General features: G+C 60.8%; 13 protein-coding genes. 9 read left to right on the forward strand and 4 right to left on the reverse strand.

The window, feature by feature from the left end; translation table 11 throughout:
• The first annotated feature begins 120 nt into the window (after positions 1-120).
• The 8 genes from denD to ACFQ3C_RS18090 all read left to right on the forward strand — a co-directional run bounded on the left by denD (position 121) and on the right by ACFQ3C_RS18090 (position 7,529).
• Positions 121-1,104, forward strand: coding sequence for a D-erythronate dehydrogenase (denD, locus tag ACFQ3C_RS18055; RefSeq protein ID WP_380794853.1), 984 nt, complete (start codon positions 121-123; stop codon positions 1,102-1,104).
• Between the two features lie 38 nt (positions 1,105-1,142).
• Positions 1,143-2,108, forward strand: a complete 966-nt coding sequence (locus tag ACFQ3C_RS18060; protein ID WP_380794855.1) for a TRAP transporter substrate-binding protein — start codon at positions 1,143-1,145, stop codon at positions 2,106-2,108.
• A gap of 72 nt (positions 2,109-2,180) precedes the next feature.
• The gene (locus ACFQ3C_RS18065) at positions 2,181-2,690 is read left to right on the forward strand and encodes a TRAP transporter small permease (protein WP_380794858.1); all 510 of its coding nucleotides are present in this window, start codon (positions 2,181-2,183) and stop codon (positions 2,688-2,690) included.
• Positions 2,687-3,967, forward strand: a complete 1,281-nt coding sequence (locus ACFQ3C_RS18070) for a TRAP transporter large permease (RefSeq protein ID WP_380794861.1) — start codon at positions 2,687-2,689, stop codon at positions 3,965-3,967. The genes ACFQ3C_RS18065 and ACFQ3C_RS18070 overlap by 4 nt, the downstream gene beginning before the upstream one ends.
• 1 nt (position 3,968) lies before the next feature.
• Entirely contained in the window at positions 3,969-4,856 is an 888-nt protein-coding gene (ltnD, locus tag ACFQ3C_RS18075) for an L-threonate dehydrogenase (protein WP_380794864.1), read from the forward strand.
• Positions 4,856-6,109 (forward strand): 3-oxo-tetronate kinase, encoded by a 1,254-nt coding sequence (gene otnK, locus ACFQ3C_RS18080; RefSeq protein WP_380794867.1) that lies wholly within the window; start codon positions 4,856-4,858, stop codon positions 6,107-6,109. The genes ltnD and otnK overlap by 1 nt, the downstream gene beginning before the upstream one ends.
• Positions 6,106-6,750, forward strand: a complete 645-nt coding sequence (gene otnC, locus ACFQ3C_RS18085; RefSeq protein WP_380794869.1) for a 3-oxo-tetronate 4-phosphate decarboxylase — start codon at positions 6,106-6,108, stop codon at positions 6,748-6,750. Before otnK ends, otnC begins: the two co-directional genes overlap by 4 nt.
• On the forward strand, positions 6,750-7,529 hold the full coding sequence (locus ACFQ3C_RS18090; protein ID WP_380794871.1) for a hydroxypyruvate isomerase family protein: 780 nt from the start codon (positions 6,750-6,752) through the stop codon (positions 7,527-7,529). The genes otnC and ACFQ3C_RS18090 overlap by 1 nt, the downstream gene beginning before the upstream one ends.
• Before the next feature lie 2 nt (positions 7,530-7,531).
• Here the strand turns inward: ACFQ3C_RS18090 and ACFQ3C_RS18095 are convergent, their stop codons facing one another.
• Positions 7,532-10,951, reverse strand: coding sequence for an indolepyruvate ferredoxin oxidoreductase family protein (locus ACFQ3C_RS18095; protein WP_380794874.1), 3,420 nt, complete (start codon positions 10,949-10,951; stop codon positions 7,532-7,534).
• A gap of 122 nt (positions 10,952-11,073) precedes the next feature.
• On the opposite strand from ACFQ3C_RS18095, the gene ACFQ3C_RS18100 reads away from it, so the two are divergent.
• Positions 11,074-11,517 (forward strand): Lrp/AsnC family transcriptional regulator, encoded by a 444-nt coding sequence (locus tag ACFQ3C_RS18100; protein WP_380794877.1) that lies wholly within the window; start codon positions 11,074-11,076, stop codon positions 11,515-11,517.
• 42 nt (positions 11,518-11,559) lie between these two features.
• Here the strand turns inward: ACFQ3C_RS18100 and dxs are convergent, their stop codons facing one another.
• The 3 genes from dxs to pufM all read right to left on the reverse strand — a co-directional run bounded on the left by dxs (position 11,560) and on the right by pufM (position 15,779).
• Positions 11,560-13,503 (reverse strand): 1-deoxy-D-xylulose-5-phosphate synthase, encoded by a 1,944-nt coding sequence (dxs, locus tag ACFQ3C_RS18105; protein ID WP_380794880.1) that lies wholly within the window; start codon positions 13,501-13,503, stop codon positions 11,560-11,562.
• Between the two features lie 178 nt (positions 13,504-13,681).
• On the reverse strand, positions 13,682-14,791 hold the full coding sequence (gene pufC / locus ACFQ3C_RS18110) for a photosynthetic reaction center cytochrome PufC (protein ID WP_380794882.1): 1,110 nt from the start codon (positions 14,789-14,791) through the stop codon (positions 13,682-13,684).
• Between the two features lies 1 nt (position 14,792).
• Complete coding sequence (gene pufM, locus ACFQ3C_RS18115) at positions 14,793-15,779, reverse strand: photosynthetic reaction center subunit M (protein ID WP_380794885.1); 987 nt, start codon at positions 15,777-15,779, stop codon at positions 14,793-14,795.
• Between the last annotated feature and the right edge of the window lies 1 nt (position 15,780).

Here is a 15,780-nt window from a genome sequence, read left to right on the forward strand (position 1 = left end):
GATGCCGCCCTTGGACAGCCCCGGCAGCATCCGGTCTGAATAGTTGATTCGCAATGAATGATGTCACTGATTGACAGCGCTGTCATTCAATGACAGCTTGCCCGCAGAGGAGAATTTACCTTGAGAATTCTGGTTACGGGGGCGGCCGGTTTCATCGGCCAGATGGTTGTGAACGCGCTTGCTGCGCGCGATGCGCTTGTGTTGAACGGGACCGAAAGGCGTATCTCGGCGATCCTTGTGACCGACATTGCCGAAGCGCCGCTAAACGCCTTGGCTGCGGGCCATCGTCGTGTGCACGCGCTGCCGGGGATGCTGTCGTCACCCGATGTCCTTGACCGGATTGCCGCGGATGCACCCGATCTGGTGATCCACCTTGCCGCCGTGGTATCCGGGCAGGCCGAGGCTGATTTCGACCTGGGCATGGCGGTCAATCTTCAATCGACCATCGACCTGATCAATGCCTGTCGCAGGATGCCCAAGCCGCCGGTTTTTCTGTTTTCGTCATCTGTCGCGGTCTTTTCCTGTGCGGCCAACGATACGCTGACAGAAGATACGCTGCCCGCACCGCGTTCGTCCTATGGCACACAGAAACTGATGGGCGAACTGCTGGTGCGGGATGCCACGCGCAAGGGGTTCATTCTTGGGCGCAGCTTGCGTTTTCCGACGATTTCCGTGCGGCCCGGTGCGCCCAACAAGGCCGCCAGCAGTTTTGCCAGCGGGATCATCCGCGAGCCTTTGGCCGGACAGGACGCAATCCTGCCTGTTGGGCGCGATCTGCGCCTGCATCTGGCCTCACCGGATCGGGCGCTGGCCTATACGCTGCATGCAGCCGGGCTGTCGCAAGACAGCATCGGTGGGAATACCACCCTGACATTGCCGGGTGTCACCGTGACCGTTGGCGCAATGATCGACACGCTTGCACGCATTGCGGGCGCTGATGTCGCTGTGCGCATCAAGCCAGAGCATGACCCCGCAATCGAGGCGATCGTGGCAAGCTGGCCTGGCCAGATCCTGACACCGCGCGCCCTTGCGCTGGGGTTTGAACCCGATTCCGATTTTGCCGACCTTGTTACGTCCCACATGGGCCGTATCTCGGCGGAATGACCTGACCACCTGAAACCTAAGCTCATGGGAGGAGCATCATGAAACATTTCATCACTGGCCTTATCGCGGCAGCCGTCCTGGCGACCGGCGCACAGGCGCAGCAGAAGATCGTTGTCGGCCACGCCTTGTCGCCGACCTCGCATTACGGTGTCGGCGCACAGGCTTTCATCGATACGCTGACCGAACTGTCCGGCGGCACCTTTACGGGCGAGCAGGCCCCCGCTGGCCAGCTGGGCGGCGAGCGTGACATGATCGAAGGCTTGCAGATCGGGTCGCTGGACCTGGTTGTGACCTCGACTGGCCCGCTGGGCAACTTCGTGCCCGAGGTCTTCGCCCTCGACCTGCCGTTCCTGTTCCGCGACTACGACCATGCCCGCAAGACGCTGGACGGTGAGATCGGTCAGGAACTGCTGGCCAAGATCGGCGAAAACAACCTTGTGGGCCTTGCCTGGTCCGAGAATGGCTTCCGCCACGTGACCAACTCGCAGCGTCCGGTTCGCACGCCCGCAGACCTGGAAGGTCTGAAACTGCGCACCATGGAAAACAAGGTGCACATGACTGCCTTCAGCGGCATGGGTGCCGCGCCCACGCCGATGGCTTTCCCCGAACTGTTCACCGCGCTTCAACAGGGTGTCGTGGATGGCCAGGAAAACCCGGTCACCGTGATCACCGCCTCGAAATTCTGGGAAGTCCAGAAGCACGTCTCGCTGACAGGTCACGTCTATTCGCCCGCAGTGGTGCTGGCATCGCCCGTTCTGTTCGATGGTCTGACCGACGAGCAGAAGGGCTGGTTCATGGAGGCCGCAAAGGCATCCGCAGCAGCCACCCGCGCCGAGGTGAATCGTCTTGAAGAAGCCGGCGTTGCACTGCTGCGCGAAAACGGGATGGAAGTGATCACCGACATCGACAAGGCGCCTTTTGCGGCCCTCGCCGAAGCATCCTACTCGGTATATACGGATCAGTATGGCACCGAGATGGTCGACCGGATCAAAGCGGTCCAGTAAACTGTATCACGACGCAAGGACCGGCGCAGAACACTGCGCCGGTTTTTTGCACCGACAGAAGCGGAGGGCAAAATGCGCGCATTCCTGCGATTTGAAGATTTCACCACCGGGCTTGCCCTGCGCCTTTCGATCGGTTTCCTGATCATCGCGGCATCGCTTGCCTTGTACCAGGTGATCACACGCTTCGTCTTTGCCAGCCCCTCGACCTGGTCCGAGGTCATCACACGCTCTGCGATGATCTGGTCGGTGTTTCTGGGTGTTGCGGTTGCCTTTCGCCATGGTGCCATGATCTCGGTCGAGATCATCCAGCAGGCTTTGCCGCCACGTCTTGGTCTGAGCCTTTTCATTGTCGCAAATGCCCTGTCCGCAGTCTTTTTCGCGATTTTGTTCTGGCAAGGCTGGGCCATGACCGAAAGGGTCGCCAACCAGAACCTTGCCGCGCTCGACGTGTCCATCGCCTGGGCCTATGCGGCGCTGCCGGTCGGGTCCGTCTTCATCATCATCGCGACATTGGCGTGCATGATCCGTGGCGCACAGGGCGATTGGGCCCGCGACAAAGCCATCAAGGAGCTTGAAGAATGAATACCGCTCTGGGGCTTTCGCTGGCCATCCTGTTTCTGATGGGCGTGCCGATCGCTGTCGCGATCGGACTGGCGTCTGTCGTCGGTATCGAAACGCAGGGGCGCTTGCCGCTGCTGCTGGTGGCACAACGCATGTTCACCGGGATCGACAGCTTCCCCTTGATGGCCATTCCGCTTTTCATCCTTGCGGGCAATCTGATGTCGGCTGGCGGGATCTCTTATCGTCTGGTCGAACTGGCCAAGTCGATGGTAGGCGGCATCCAGGGGGGGCTGGCTTGTTCCTGCGTCCTGACCTGCATGATGTTCGCCTCGGTCTCGGGGTCCAGCGTGGCCACGACCTTTGCGATCGGGGCGATCCTGATCCCGGCCATGGTCAAGCATGGCTATCCCAAACCGATGGCCGCCTCGATCCAGGCAAGCTCGGCCGAGCTGGGCGTTCTTATCCCGCCATCAATCCCGCTCATTCTGTACGGGGTGTCGACTGACACCTCGATCGGGCAGCTTTTCGTTGCCGGTATCGGGCCGGGTATCCTGGTGGCAACATCGCTGATGATCCTTGTCCTTGTGCTCTGCCGCATACGCGGCATCGGGATGCGCGACGGCGAGGACCGATCCAGCTTTGCGCGCGCCAGCCTGAATGCCGTGCCAGCCCTGCTGGTGCCTTTCGTGATCCTGGGCGGTATCTATTCGGGAATTTTCACTCCGACCGAGGCCAGCGCCGCTGCCGTGGCCGCCGCGTTGATCGTCGGCATGGGGATCTACCGCGAGCTGAAATTCAGCATGCTGCCGGACATCCTGAAACAGACGGTCATAGCAACATCAGCCATCATGATCATCATCGCAGCGGCATCGCTGTTTTCATTCCTGATCACCCGGTCGGGCCTGCCGAACGAGATTGCCGCGTGGTTCAAGGATGTCTTCGAAAGCCGCGTCGCCTTCCTGCTGGCGGTGAACATCCTGCTGCTGATTGTCGGCATGTTCATCGAAACCTCGGCCGCGATCCTGGTCCTGGCACCGATCCTGACCCCGATCGCAATCGCCTATGGCGTGGATCCGGTGCATTTCGGACTGATCATCGTGGTCAATCTTGCGCTTGGCATGATCACACCGCCGCTGGGGGTCAACCTGTTCGCGGCTTGCGCGGTCGCCAAGCTGTCCGTCGACAAGATCATCCCGCATCTGCTGTGGTTCGTGTTGACCGTTTTCGGCGCACTGATGATCATCACCTATGTGCCTGCCATCACACTGTGGCCGGTGGAACTTGTATTCGGGAACTGACATGGCGCTTTTTCATGTGATCGGATTAGGCTCTATGGGCCTCGGGATGGCGGTATCGCTGCGGCGGGCAGGGCATGAGGTTTACGGCCTCGACCTGAACACTGCACAGATCGCCAAGTTGCAGGACGCCGGCGGCCACGCGCTGACAAAGGCTTCACCGCCGGCTGACGCCTTGATCTGCGTTGTGTTGAACGCGGCCCAGACGGAAACCGCGCTGTTTGGCCCAGAAGGATGGGCGGAACAACTGAAGCCGGGCGGAACGATCCTGTCCTGCGCCACTGTTGCCCCCGATTTCGCAAAGCGTATGGAAGCGCAGGCACAGGCGCGCGGGTTGCATTATCTTGACGCCCCGATCTCGGGGGGGTCGCTGCGCGCGGCTTCGGGTGAGCTGTCCGTCATGGCTTCGGGCACAGCAGCGGCCTTTGAGGGTGCAGCAGAAGCACTTGCAGCGATGGCGCAGACTGTTCACCGGCTTGGCGATCAGGCGGGGCCCGGATCAGCAATGAAGGCGGTCAATCAACTGCTGGCCGGCGTTCATATCGCAGCCATGGGCGAGGCGCTTGGCTTTGCAACCTCGCAGGGGCTGGACCTGGCACGCGTGCTGGATGTGATCCGCGTATCTGCCGGAACCTCTTGGATGTTCGAGAACCGGGCGCCGCATGTAATCGACGCCGACTATACACCGCGTTCGACGATCAATATCTGGCCCAAGGATCTGGGGATCGTCACCGATATCGCGGCAGGCGCCAACCTGCCCCTGCCGCTGACAGAAACCGCATTGGCACAATACCGCGCGGCCGCCGAGGCTGGATTGGGCCAGGAAGATGATGCTGCCATCACCAAGCTGGTGGCGGCGCGCGCTGGACTCAAACTGCCAGGGAACAAGTGATGCTACTGGGCTGTATCGGGGATGATTTTACCGGCTCGTCCGATCTGGGAAACACGCTGACCAAGGCCGGGATGCGCGTTACGCAATATGTGGGCGTGCCTGATGCACCCGCGGCGGCCGAGGTCGAGGCAGGGATTGTCGCGCTCAAATCCCGCTCGATTGCCGTTGCTGACGCGGTCAGGCTTTCGCTGGAAGCCTTGGACTGGCTGCGCGCGCAGGGGTGTACGCAATTCCTGTTCAAATACTGCTCTACCTTCGATTCCACGCGCGAAGGCAATATCGGCCCTGTGGCCGAGGCTTTGGCCGATGCTCTGGATGCGCGTCAGGTCCTGGTCTGCCCGGCGTTTCCGGCAACAGGGCGCTCGATCTACCAGGGGCATCTTTTCGTCGCGGACCGGCTTCTGAATGAAAGCGGGATGCAGGATCATCCGCTGACCCCGATGACAGATCCGGACATCCGCCGCTGGCTTGGCTATCAGACCAAGGGTACTGTGGGCCTTGTGCCGGCACAGGCTGTCATGCAAGGCGTCACGCACACCCGCGCCCGGATGCTTGAAGAAGACAAGGCGGGGCACCGCCTGATGGTGGCCGACGCAATAACCGACGCTGACTTGATCACATTGGGCCAGGCGGCGGCCGATCTGCCGTTGATCACGGGCGGTTCGGGTATCGCGATGGGACTGCCAGGAAACTTTCGCGCGCGCGGACTTCTGTCCGCGACGCAGAACCAATGGATGGGGCAGGACGGAAAGGCCGCCATCCTTTCGGGGTCCTGCTCCAACGCGACACGTGGTCAGGTGGCAGAACACGCCAGGTCCAACCCAACCCGCGAAGTCACCGCAGATCAGGTCATGTCCGGCGCAATCACGGCGCAAGCCCTTGCAGATTGGGCTTTGGCGCAAGATGGGGTGCCCCTGATCTATACCTCTGCCGATCCAGCTGTTGTCATTGACGCTCAGGCGCGCTTTGGCAAGGCGGCGGTTGCCACCAGGATCGAGGGCTTGTTCGCGGATCTTGCCCGCGCCCTTGTGGCTGGCGGTGTCACACGGATGATCAGTGCCGGAGGCGAAACATCCGGAGCCATCGTCGAAGGGCTTGGCCTGGCCGCGTTTGAGATCGGACCGGAAATCGACCCTGGTGTTCCGATGATCCGTGCCTCGGACAAGCTGGTGCTCGCCCTCAAATCCGGCAATTTTGGTGGCCCTGATTTCTTCAGCCGCGCCGCAGCCATGATGGAAGGCACAGCCCGATGACAGACGCGAAGCTGCGCGAGGATATATGCTTCTGGGCGGCATCCATGTTCAATCGCGGTCTGACGGGTGGCGCGTCCGGCAATATCTCTGTTCGAACCGAGGATGGAGGGCTTCTGGTCACGCCAACCGGCGTCAGCCTGGGACGCCTTGATCCCGCGAACCTGTCGCGGTTTGACGCGGCGGGTAGACATATCGGCGGCGATGCACCGACCAAGGAAATGCCACTTCACGCCGCTTTTTACGAAACGCGCAAAAGTGCGGGCGCAGTGGTGCATCTGCATTCCACGCATTCCGTTGCCTTGTCGATGCTGCCGGACACAAATCCCGACAACGTCCTGCCGCCTTTGACACCCTATGCCGTGATGCGTGTGGGCAAGGTGGCGCTTTTGCCCTTCTTCCTTCCCGGTGACGCGGCGATGGGTGATGCCTTGCGCGGCCTGGGCGGAAAACGCGCGGCTGTGCTGCTGGCCAATCATGGGCCGGTGGTCGCCTCCAAGGATCTGGAAGCGGCCGTTTTCGCGATGGAAGAACTGGAAGAAACTGCCAGGCTTGCGCTGCTGCTGCGCGGACATTCGCCCCGCGCCCTGACACAGGATCAGATCGACGCGCTGGTCCGTAAATTCGATCTGGAGTGGGACTGATGCGCTATTCCGCAAATCTCGGCTTTCTTTTCACTGACCTGCCATTGCCGCAAGCGATCCATGCCGCAAAAGCAGCAGGGTTTGACGCGGTTGAGTGTCACTTTCCCTACGATGTGCCCGCAACCGAGGTGGTGCAGTCGCTGCGCGAGACCGGGCTGACCATGTTGGGGCTGAACACATGGCCGGGTGACAAGGCGGCTGGCGATTTTGGTCTGGCCGCCCTGGCCGGTCGCGAGCATGAAGCCCGGGCCGCCATATCGCAGGCAGTGGACTATGCCGTGGCAACGGGTACGAGGGCCGTGCATGTCATGGCAGGTCGCACAGATGGCGGCGACACCGCGGACGCGACCTTTCGCGCCAACCTGGCCCATGCCTGCGACCTGGCAGCCCCTCACGGGATCACCATCCTGATCGAGCCGATCAATACCCGCGATGTGCCGGGCTATCACCTGTCAGGCACCGATCACGCGGCGCGGATCATTGCTGCCCTGGACAAACCCAACCTCAAGCTGATGTTTGACTGTTATCACATGCAGATCATGCAGGGTGACCTGTTTACCCACCTGCGTGACCTGATGCCCATCATCGGCCATATCCAGATCGCCGCTGTCCCCGACCGCGGCGAACCCGATCAGGGCGAGATCGATTATCACTGGCTTATGCGCGAACTTGGCGGCTTGGGATATGACGCTTTCGTCGGCGCCGAGTACAAGCCCAGGTCGGGCACCGTGCAGGGTCTGACCTGGCTGGAACATTTCCGCATGTCGGCGCGGGGCTGACCTCAGGCGGCGTCGATCAGAACCGCGATCTCGGCCATGACTTTGTCTGCCGCCTTGTGACGAACGGGGCCGTAGCCACGAATTTCTTGCGGAGCTTTCAGAAGGTTCTTCGCGGCTTCGGGATTTGTTGCGTCAAAAGTCTTTTCGACATGGATCATGACCCTCTCGAACCATTCAAGCAACTGACGATCCAGCTTGCGATCCGCACTATGGGCAAAAGGATCCAGCCGTTTTCCCCGTAGCCCCTTCATCCGCGCCAGTATCTTGAACGCCGGCCGCATCCAGGGCCCGAAGGCGCGTTTGTTCGGTCGCCCGCGCGCATCGCGACCCAGAGGCAGCAGCGGCGGTGCAAGATGATAGCGGACCGTGTAATTCCCCTCGAAGGCGGAGGCGATCTCTGCCTCGAACGTGCCTTCGCTATGCAAACGGGCAACCTCGTATTCATCCTTGTACGCCATCAGCCGGAACAGGGATCTGGCGGCTTCCGTCATGACCGCCTCCGGGGCCTCTGGCAGCGCGGCACGAAAGCGCGCGATGCGATCGGTGAAACGTTTTGCATAGGCGGCATCCTGATAGGCTGTCAGGAAATCCGCCCGATGCGCTATCAACGCATCAAGCCCCTGGGACAGCTTGGGTGCGTCGCTCAACAGGTCCGTCAATGCTGCCGGGCGGGCCGCCATGATCCGCCCCAGGTCGAAGGCCGAACCATTCTTTTCAACTGCCACCCCGTTCAACAGAATCGCCTGTTTCAGCGCAACCTCACTGACCGGAACAAGACCCTGTTGATAGGCCGCACCCAGCATCATCATATTGGCAAAGACGGCGTCGCCCATCAGACGTTCCGCGGCGCGATTGGCATCAAAGGCGAATACCTGCCCGTCACTTACGGTTGCCCGGATCAGCGCCTCGCGCGTGTCGATCCGCAGATCGGCATCACGGTGCAGCACCAGATCGCCTGTCGGCATTTCGGCCCGGTTCAAAACGACACCCGTATCACGGCGATAATGCGCTGATGCCTTGGGCGACGAACAGACCACTGCATCACAGCCTATGACAGCATCGGCCGAACCCACCTCGATCCTGACCTGATGGATGTCCTGTGGCTTTGCGGCGATTCGCACATAACCCAGAACCGTTCCGAATTTCTGCGCGAAGCCGGTGAAATCCAGCACGCTGGCGCCTTTGCCCTCCAGATGGGCAGCCATGGCAATCAGAGCGCCGATCGTGACAACACCAGTACCCCCGACACCGGCAACAAGCAGGTTGAAGGGCGTCACAAGATCCCGCAGGGCAGGGGCAGGCAGCCCAGCCATCAACAGGGGAAGGTCCAGGCCGACAGGCTTGGGCTTGCGCCGCTGACCGCCTTCTATCGTCACGAAACTGGGACAGAACCCGTTCAGGCACGAGAAATCCTTGTTACAGCTGGACAGGTTGATCTTGCGCTTGCGGCCCAGTTCCGTCTCTCGCGGTTCGACACTCAGGCAGTTGGACTCAAGGGAACAATCGCCGCAACCCTCGCAGACAAGCGGGTTGATCATCACGTGACGGGCAGGGTCTTCCATCTTGCCGCGTTTGCGCCGGCGGCGTTTTTCGGTCGCGCAGATCTGCACGTAGATCAGAACAGACACGCCTTTCACCTCGCGCAATTCGCGCTGCACCGGATCAAGGTCGGCGCGATCATGGAAGGTGGTACCAACCGGAAAATCCCCATGCCGGAACGCCTCGGGATGATCCGAGACAAGCGCGATCCGCGCCACACCCTCGGCACGGCAGCTTTGTGCGATGGCCGCGGGGCTGACCGGACCATCCACTGGCTGCCCGCCGGTCATCGCAACTGCGTCATTGTAGAGGATCTTGTAGGTGATGTTCGCCTGCGCCGCGACAGCCTGCCGAATGGCAAGAGACCCCGAGTGATACCACGTCCCCTCGCCAAGGTTCTGAAAGATATGCCGACGCCCGGTAAAGCGAGATCCCGCGGCCCATGGCACGCCTTCGCCCCCCATCTGGGCATATCCTACGGTATTGCGATCCATCCAGCCCGCCATGACATGACAACCGATCCCGCTGGCCGCCATGCTGCCTTCGGGCAGTTTGGTCGATGTATTATGTGGGCAACCCGAACAAAAATAGGGTGTGCGCGTAGCCCCCGGCACCGACAGAACGGGCGCAGGGGCCGCCGTCAACGCACGGGCCTTTTCGGTCAGGCCCTCATCGGGGAAGAACCGCGCCAGGCGTTCAGCCACGATCGGCACAAGCATCAGCGGCGTCAATTCCCCGGTCCATGGGATCAGCGGGTCACCCGCCGCGCGATGCTTGCCCACCATCCTGCGCGGCTTGTCGCCGGGCCAATCGTAGAAATATTCCTTGAACTGGCTTTCGATGATGCCGCGCTTTTCCTCGACAACAAGCACCTCTTCCTTGCCTTTTACGAAGGCCAGCGCATCGCGACGTGCCAGTGGCCAGACCATTCCGACCTTGTAGATGTCGATACCAAGTCGGCGGCAGGCTGCTTCATCCAGCCCCAGCAGGCGAAGGGCCTCCATCAGGTCCAGATGCGCTTTGCCGGTGGTAACGATGCCAAAGCGCGCGCTGTCGATATCGTAAATACGTCGGTCGATCGGGTTTGCTTCGACAAAAGCCTCGACAGCATCAAGCTTTGCCCCGATCCGTGTCTCGATCTCGGGGCTTGGCATATCCGAGCGGCGCACATGCAAACCGCCAGGCGGTGCGGTAAATGCTGGCTGGACGAAAACGCGATCCTTGGGCAGGTCAATGGACTGGCCAGCCTCGACCGTTTCGGAAATCGCCTTGAAGCCGACCCAGGTCCCACTGAAACGCGACAGGGCAATGCCGTAGGCCCCGAACTCAAGATATTCCCCGATACTGGCCGGGTTCAGCGTCGGCATGAACCACGACATGAAGGCCACGTCAGACTGGTGCGGCATGGACGAGGACACGCAGCCATGATCATCCCCGGCCACGACCAGCACACCCCCCATCGCAGAGGATCCATATGCATTCCCATGCTTCAAGGCGTCGCCCGAACGATCCACACCCGGACCTTTGCCATACCACATGGAAAAGACGCCCTCGACCTCGCAGGCCGGATCAAGGACTGCCTGTTGCGCGCCCAGAACAGCCGTCGCACCCAGGTCTTCGTTTACAGCGGGCAGGAAATCGATCCGTGCCTTTTCAAGTCGTGCACGCTGGCGCCACATCTCCATATCCAGCGCGCCAAGCGGAGATCCACGATAGCCCGAGACGAAACCGGCGGTGTTGCGCCCGGCTTCCCGGTCGCGTCGCGCCTGATCAAGCATAATCCTGACCAATGCCTGGGTTCCGGTCAGATAGACACGCCCCTGTGGCCGATCATAACGATCTTCAAGCTGGTAAGTGGTAAAGCGGCTATCCCGAGCGGTCATGACGTCCTCCTGTTCGCGTGGACAGGATCGCATGGCACCGCTGAAATTACTGGTCAGAATAGTTGTCGCAAACCATGATTTGTGAAAGGATGATCTGGGTTTGACATCAAAAGTGAAAAATTATGGCAGAGATAGACGCGGTTGATCGGCGGATTCTTCAAGCCCTTGCAGGGGACAGCCGGATGTCGAACCTGGAACTGGCCGACAAGGTCGGCCTGTCGCCATCCTCATGCTGGCGCAGGGTCAAGGCGCTAGAGGAAAGCGGAGTCATCCGCCATTACACGGTTGCTCTGGATGATGCGAAACAGGGGCTTGGATTTGGCGCCATCGTGCATGTCCATCTGACACGCCACGATCCTGATCAGCTGGAGGCGTTCATCAAGGCAATTCAGAATCGCCCCGAGGTGCGTGCGTGCCATTCAACGACCGGACAGGCGGATTACCATCTGCATGTCGTTTGCGCCGATATCGAGGCCTACAACGGTTTCCTGGAACGGTTTCTGTTTCGCATCCCGGCCGTTGCCAGCGCGCAGACCAACGTGATCCTGCGAACGATCAAGCACTGATCACAGATCAAACATGACGCCGATAATGATGATTATGTTAAATCATGCGCGCCGGGGCGCGTTCTGAAACCCCAGCACCTTGCGTTCACGCCCCAACGCCTGCATCGCGCTTGTGGCGATATCGTGCCGGGTCAATCCTGCATCAAGATACATCTCATCTGGGCTGGCCTGGTCGATGAAACGATCCGGAAGCGTCAAGGTGCGTACTGCAAGACCCCTGTCAAAGACACCGGCTGCGGCAAGTTCATGCAGCACCATGGCACCAAAGCCGCCCCGCGAACCCTGTTCGACCGTGATCAGCGCGCCGTGATTGCGCGCCAGTTGCATCAGCAAGTCCAGATCCAGCGGTTTTGCAAAACGGGCATCCGCCAATGTGACTGATACGCCTTCCGCGGCCAGAAGATCGGCAGCGGCCTCGCATTCCGACAGATGTGCCCCAAGGCTGAGGATGGCTATATCGCTGCCCTCGCGGATCACGCGGCCTTTCCCGATTTCCAGCACCGTGCCAATTTCAGGCAGCACCACGCCGGTCCCCGACCCGCGCGGATAGCGGAAAGCGATCGGGCCTGTATCATGCGCGGCGGCGGTGGCAACCATATGGACAAGTTCCGCCTCATCCGCGGCGGCCATCACCGTAAAGCCGGGCAAATTGGAAAGGTATGCGATATCAAAGGCCCCCGCATGGGTCGCCCCATCCGCACCCACCAGCCCCGCCCTGTCTATGGCAAAGCGCACCGGCAGGCCTTGCAAGGCGACATCATGCACCACCTGATCGTAGCCGCGCTGCAGAAAGGTCGAATAGATCGCGCAGAACGGCTTCAGCCCGCTGGCCGCCATCCCGGCAGCAAAGGTCACGCCATGCTGTTCCGCGATCCCCACATCAAAGACCCGCGCGGGGAACCGCTTTGCCATGATGTCCAACCCTGTGCCGTCCGGCATTGCCGCCGTCACCGCCACAACCTTGGGATCGCGCGCGGCAATATCGCAGAGCGCCTGACCGAAAACTGCGGTATAACTGGGCGCGTTCGGCTTGGACTTGACCTGCGCCCCTGATGGCACATCGAACTTTGCCACACCATGATACTTGTCGCGTGACGACTCAGCCGGGGCGTAGCCCTTGCCTTTGACAGTGCAGCAATGGATCAGCACCGGCCCGGTGGCACGGGCGCGCGCCGCGCGCAGCACAGGCAGCAGTTGGCCCATGTCATGCCCGTTGATCGGCCCGATATAGGTGAATCCCAATTCCTCGAACAAGGTTCCGCTGGCAGGCTGGCCGGTCACCAGTTGTCGCGCGCGTTTAGCGCCTTCGCGCATCGGGGGGGGCAGCGCCGCCTCGAAACCTTCGGCCATCTGGCGCAGCGCGGCCAAAGGCTCGTTCGCGTAAAGCCGCGACAGATAGGACGACATGGCCCCAACCGGCGGTGCAATGCTCATTTCATTATCGTTCAGGATCACGAACAGCCGCCGCTTTTCATGGCCCGCGTTGTTCAGCGCCTCATAGGCCATGCCCGCACTGATCGAGCCATCACCGATCACGGCAATCGCGTCACCCGTCGGCTGGCCCATGTCTCGCCCCACGGCAAAACCAAGCGCCGCTGAAATCGAAGTGGAACTGTGCGCGGCACCGAAGGGATCGAACTCGGACTCGCTGCGTTTGGTGAAACCTGACAGCCCGTCCTTCTGGCGCAGGCTTGTCATGCGGTGCCGGCGTCCGGTCAGGATCTTGTGCGGATAACATTGATGGCCCACATCCCAGATCAGCTTGTCCATCGGGGTGTTGAATACGGCGTGGATCGCCACGGTCAGTTCGATCACGCCAAGGGATGATCCCAGATGCCCGCCCGTCTGCGCCACGGAGCGTATCACCTCGGATCGCAGCTCCTGCGAGAGGCGCGCCAATTCATCATCGGAAAAACGCTTCAGGTCGGACGGACCGGCCACGCTGTCCAGAAGGGGCGTTTCGGTAGGGATATGGGACTGGGTCATCAGAGCCTCCCGCTCTTGAAACAAAAGGCGCCACACCAGGTGTCCCCGGTGTGGCGCCCAGGTCCTGTAGCCAACAGGAAGGGAACCGGGGTGTTGAAGCCCCGTGTTCGGATGGCGTGGCGCGAACGACGCGATCCGAACATGGCTAAGGGTGGGCGGAGGGGAGTCCGCCCTACCCTTATTCGTAGACCGGCGTGCCCGATGTCGTGGCCAGTTCAGGCCAGTCACCGATCACATTGGTTCCTTGCAGCGGCTGCTGATAGCCTTGATGGCAGGTCTTGCAGGCCGCTTTGGGGGCGTCGCCATAGATCGGCCCCAGGCGGTGCTCGGGATACTGATCCTGAAGCGGAACCAGGTAGTCGTTGTTCAACTCCTGCACCATCGCGATACCAAGCGAGGCGGTGCCCCACTGCGGTGTCACCTGGCCGGGGTCATAGAAGGCGCGGCTGTTGTGACAGAGCACGCAATTCACACCCAGCGAGTTCGAGAAGTAGTTCATCAGCGAATAGGTCCGCTCGGTCTGCTGGATCAACGGATCGCCAGGCTGGTTCTTCACCCGGCTTTCCAGATCGTGAACCCCGATCCGCTCGTATTCCAGAAGGTACTTCTCCAGCGCGTCCGAAGGCAGCGATGTGGACTGGCTGATACTGGTGGCCCGGTTCTGGTTGGCAGACCAGCCAGCCACGGATTCGTTGACCGGGGTAATCTTGAACCAGATGTTGCTGGGCACGTTCTGACCACGATGGCAGGTCATGCAGGTCACACCGACCTGCTTGTTGGCATTCACGTGGCCGTCCCAGTTCTCGTTGATGTTCTGGGTCATCTGGATCATGCGGCGGGCGACGATCTTTGTGTAAAGGTTGTCCTCGCCATAGGTCTCCAGATCACCATCGCCGTGACAATAGGCACAGCCCTGATCTGGCGCGACCCATTCCGTCATCGCCGCCATCAGCCGGTTGAAGTTCGCATCCGTCAGACCGCCCAGAACCTGGACATTCTTGTAGATGTTTCCGGCCAGTTCCTCTCCCGCTTCCGGGATGATCGGATCATTGGCAAGGATGGCCTCGATGGATGGATCGGGCGTCGCCAGATCCGCCTTGAACTCGGGCACCGACATGCCGGTTCCCCTTGGGCCGGTCTGCATGCTCTCGGTGGCAAAGGGTTGTCCCCAGGACACCAGAAAGGCCGCGACGAAGATCGCCCCTCCTATCGCCCCGACAAGTATGCCGGGACCATAGATATCTTTCGGATTCTTGCGATTCCAGTCATCAAACCACTTGGGAAGCATCTCAATTCTCCTGTCCGATGAAGGCTTCGTAAGACCCGTAGTCGGCATACCCGTAAGAGCCGTCATACATGGGCGCGAAGTTGTGCTCCTGGGCCCAGATGAACCAGTTGTCCACAACAGTGCCGGTCAGCAGGATCCCGATGCCACCCGTGATCGGGGTCAGCACGGCGAACCACCAGGCCCAGCGGTGGATACCTTCCATCGTGGCGTTGAAACCCATGGTCCAGCGCCAGAACAGGGCTGCCCGCTCGGAAGCCGTGCCGCGGTCGTAGATTTGTTCCAGTTCGCGGTCACCGCCGAAACGGGTCACGGCCAGGATGGTTGCGCCATGCATCGCGAAGAGCAGAACAGAACCATAAAGGAACACGATCGAAAGACAGTGGAACGGGTTGTAATAAAGGTTCCCGTAGCGGATCGAAAACGCCGTGGTCCAGTCAAGGTGCGGGAAGATGCCATAAGGCACAGCTTCCGACCAGCTTCCCATCAGGACGGGACGGAACAGGCCAAGCACAAGGAACAGCCAGATCGCCGAGGCAAAGGCCCAGGCCACATGCTTGCCCATCTTGTGCTGCTGCGCCAGCAGGTAGGACCGCAGCCACCAGGTCATCACCGACACCAGCAGGAAGAACGAGCTGATGATGTACCAGCCTCCGTCATTCAGCGGCGGCATCGACAGACCATGCTCCGGCCCCGGCGGCTCCAGCGCCAGCCAGAACAGCTGCCGCAGAAATTCGGGGATCGACCAGCCGACTTGCGCCAGCATGTTCAGGCCCACGATGTTGAACCACAAAAGACCGGTGGCAAGGCTGATCATCCCTGTCCAGCCCAGAAAGACCGGACCGATCTGCGCATTCCCGATCCAGCCAACCAACTGGCTGAAAAAGGGCTTGCCGATCCGCTCTTCCTTCATGTTGTTTTCGTTGTCCATGCCCCATTCGATCGGACCCTGGACCTGCACTTGCGTGAATATGTTCTGATACTCAGCCATG

It is taken from the genome of Seohaeicola saemankumensis, assembly GCF_042678485.1.
GTDB classification, from domain to species: Bacteria; Pseudomonadota; Alphaproteobacteria; order Rhodobacterales; family Rhodobacteraceae; genus Seohaeicola; species Seohaeicola saemankumensis.

Excerpts from the sequence above, each read along its gene's own strand:
- otnK (WP_380794867.1), top strand. The coding sequence starts at position 4,856 with ATGCTACTGGGCTGTATCGGGGATGATTTTACCGGCTCGTCCGATCTG.
- ACFQ3C_RS18065 (WP_380794858.1), top strand. The coding sequence starts at position 2,181 with ATGCGCGCATTCCTGCGATTTGAAGATTTCACCACCGGGCTTGCCCTG.
- ACFQ3C_RS18100 (WP_380794877.1), top strand. The coding sequence starts at position 11,074 with ATGGCAGAGATAGACGCGGTTGATCGGCGGATTCTTCAAGCCCTTGCA.
- ACFQ3C_RS18095 (WP_380794874.1), bottom strand. The coding sequence starts at position 10,951 with ATGACCGCTCGGGATAGCCGCTTTACCACTTACCAGCTTGAAGATCGT.
- pufM (WP_380794885.1), bottom strand. The coding sequence starts at position 15,779 with ATGGCTGAGTATCAGAACATATTCACGCAAGTGCAGGTCCAGGGTCCG.
- ACFQ3C_RS18060 (WP_380794855.1), top strand. The coding sequence starts at position 1,143 with ATGAAACATTTCATCACTGGCCTTATCGCGGCAGCCGTCCTGGCGACC.
- ACFQ3C_RS18090 (WP_380794871.1), top strand. The coding sequence starts at position 6,750 with ATGCGCTATTCCGCAAATCTCGGCTTTCTTTTCACTGACCTGCCATTG.
- dxs (WP_380794880.1), bottom strand. The coding sequence starts at position 13,503 with ATGACCCAGTCCCATATCCCTACCGAAACGCCCCTTCTGGACAGCGTG.
- ltnD (WP_380794864.1), top strand. The coding sequence starts at position 3,969 with ATGGCGCTTTTTCATGTGATCGGATTAGGCTCTATGGGCCTCGGGATG.
- ACFQ3C_RS18070 (WP_380794861.1), top strand. The coding sequence starts at position 2,687 with ATGAATACCGCTCTGGGGCTTTCGCTGGCCATCCTGTTTCTGATGGGC.
- pufC (WP_380794882.1), bottom strand. The coding sequence starts at position 14,791 with ATGCTTCCCAAGTGGTTTGATGACTGGAATCGCAAGAATCCGAAAGAT.
- otnC (WP_380794869.1), top strand. The coding sequence starts at position 6,106 with ATGACAGACGCGAAGCTGCGCGAGGATATATGCTTCTGGGCGGCATCC.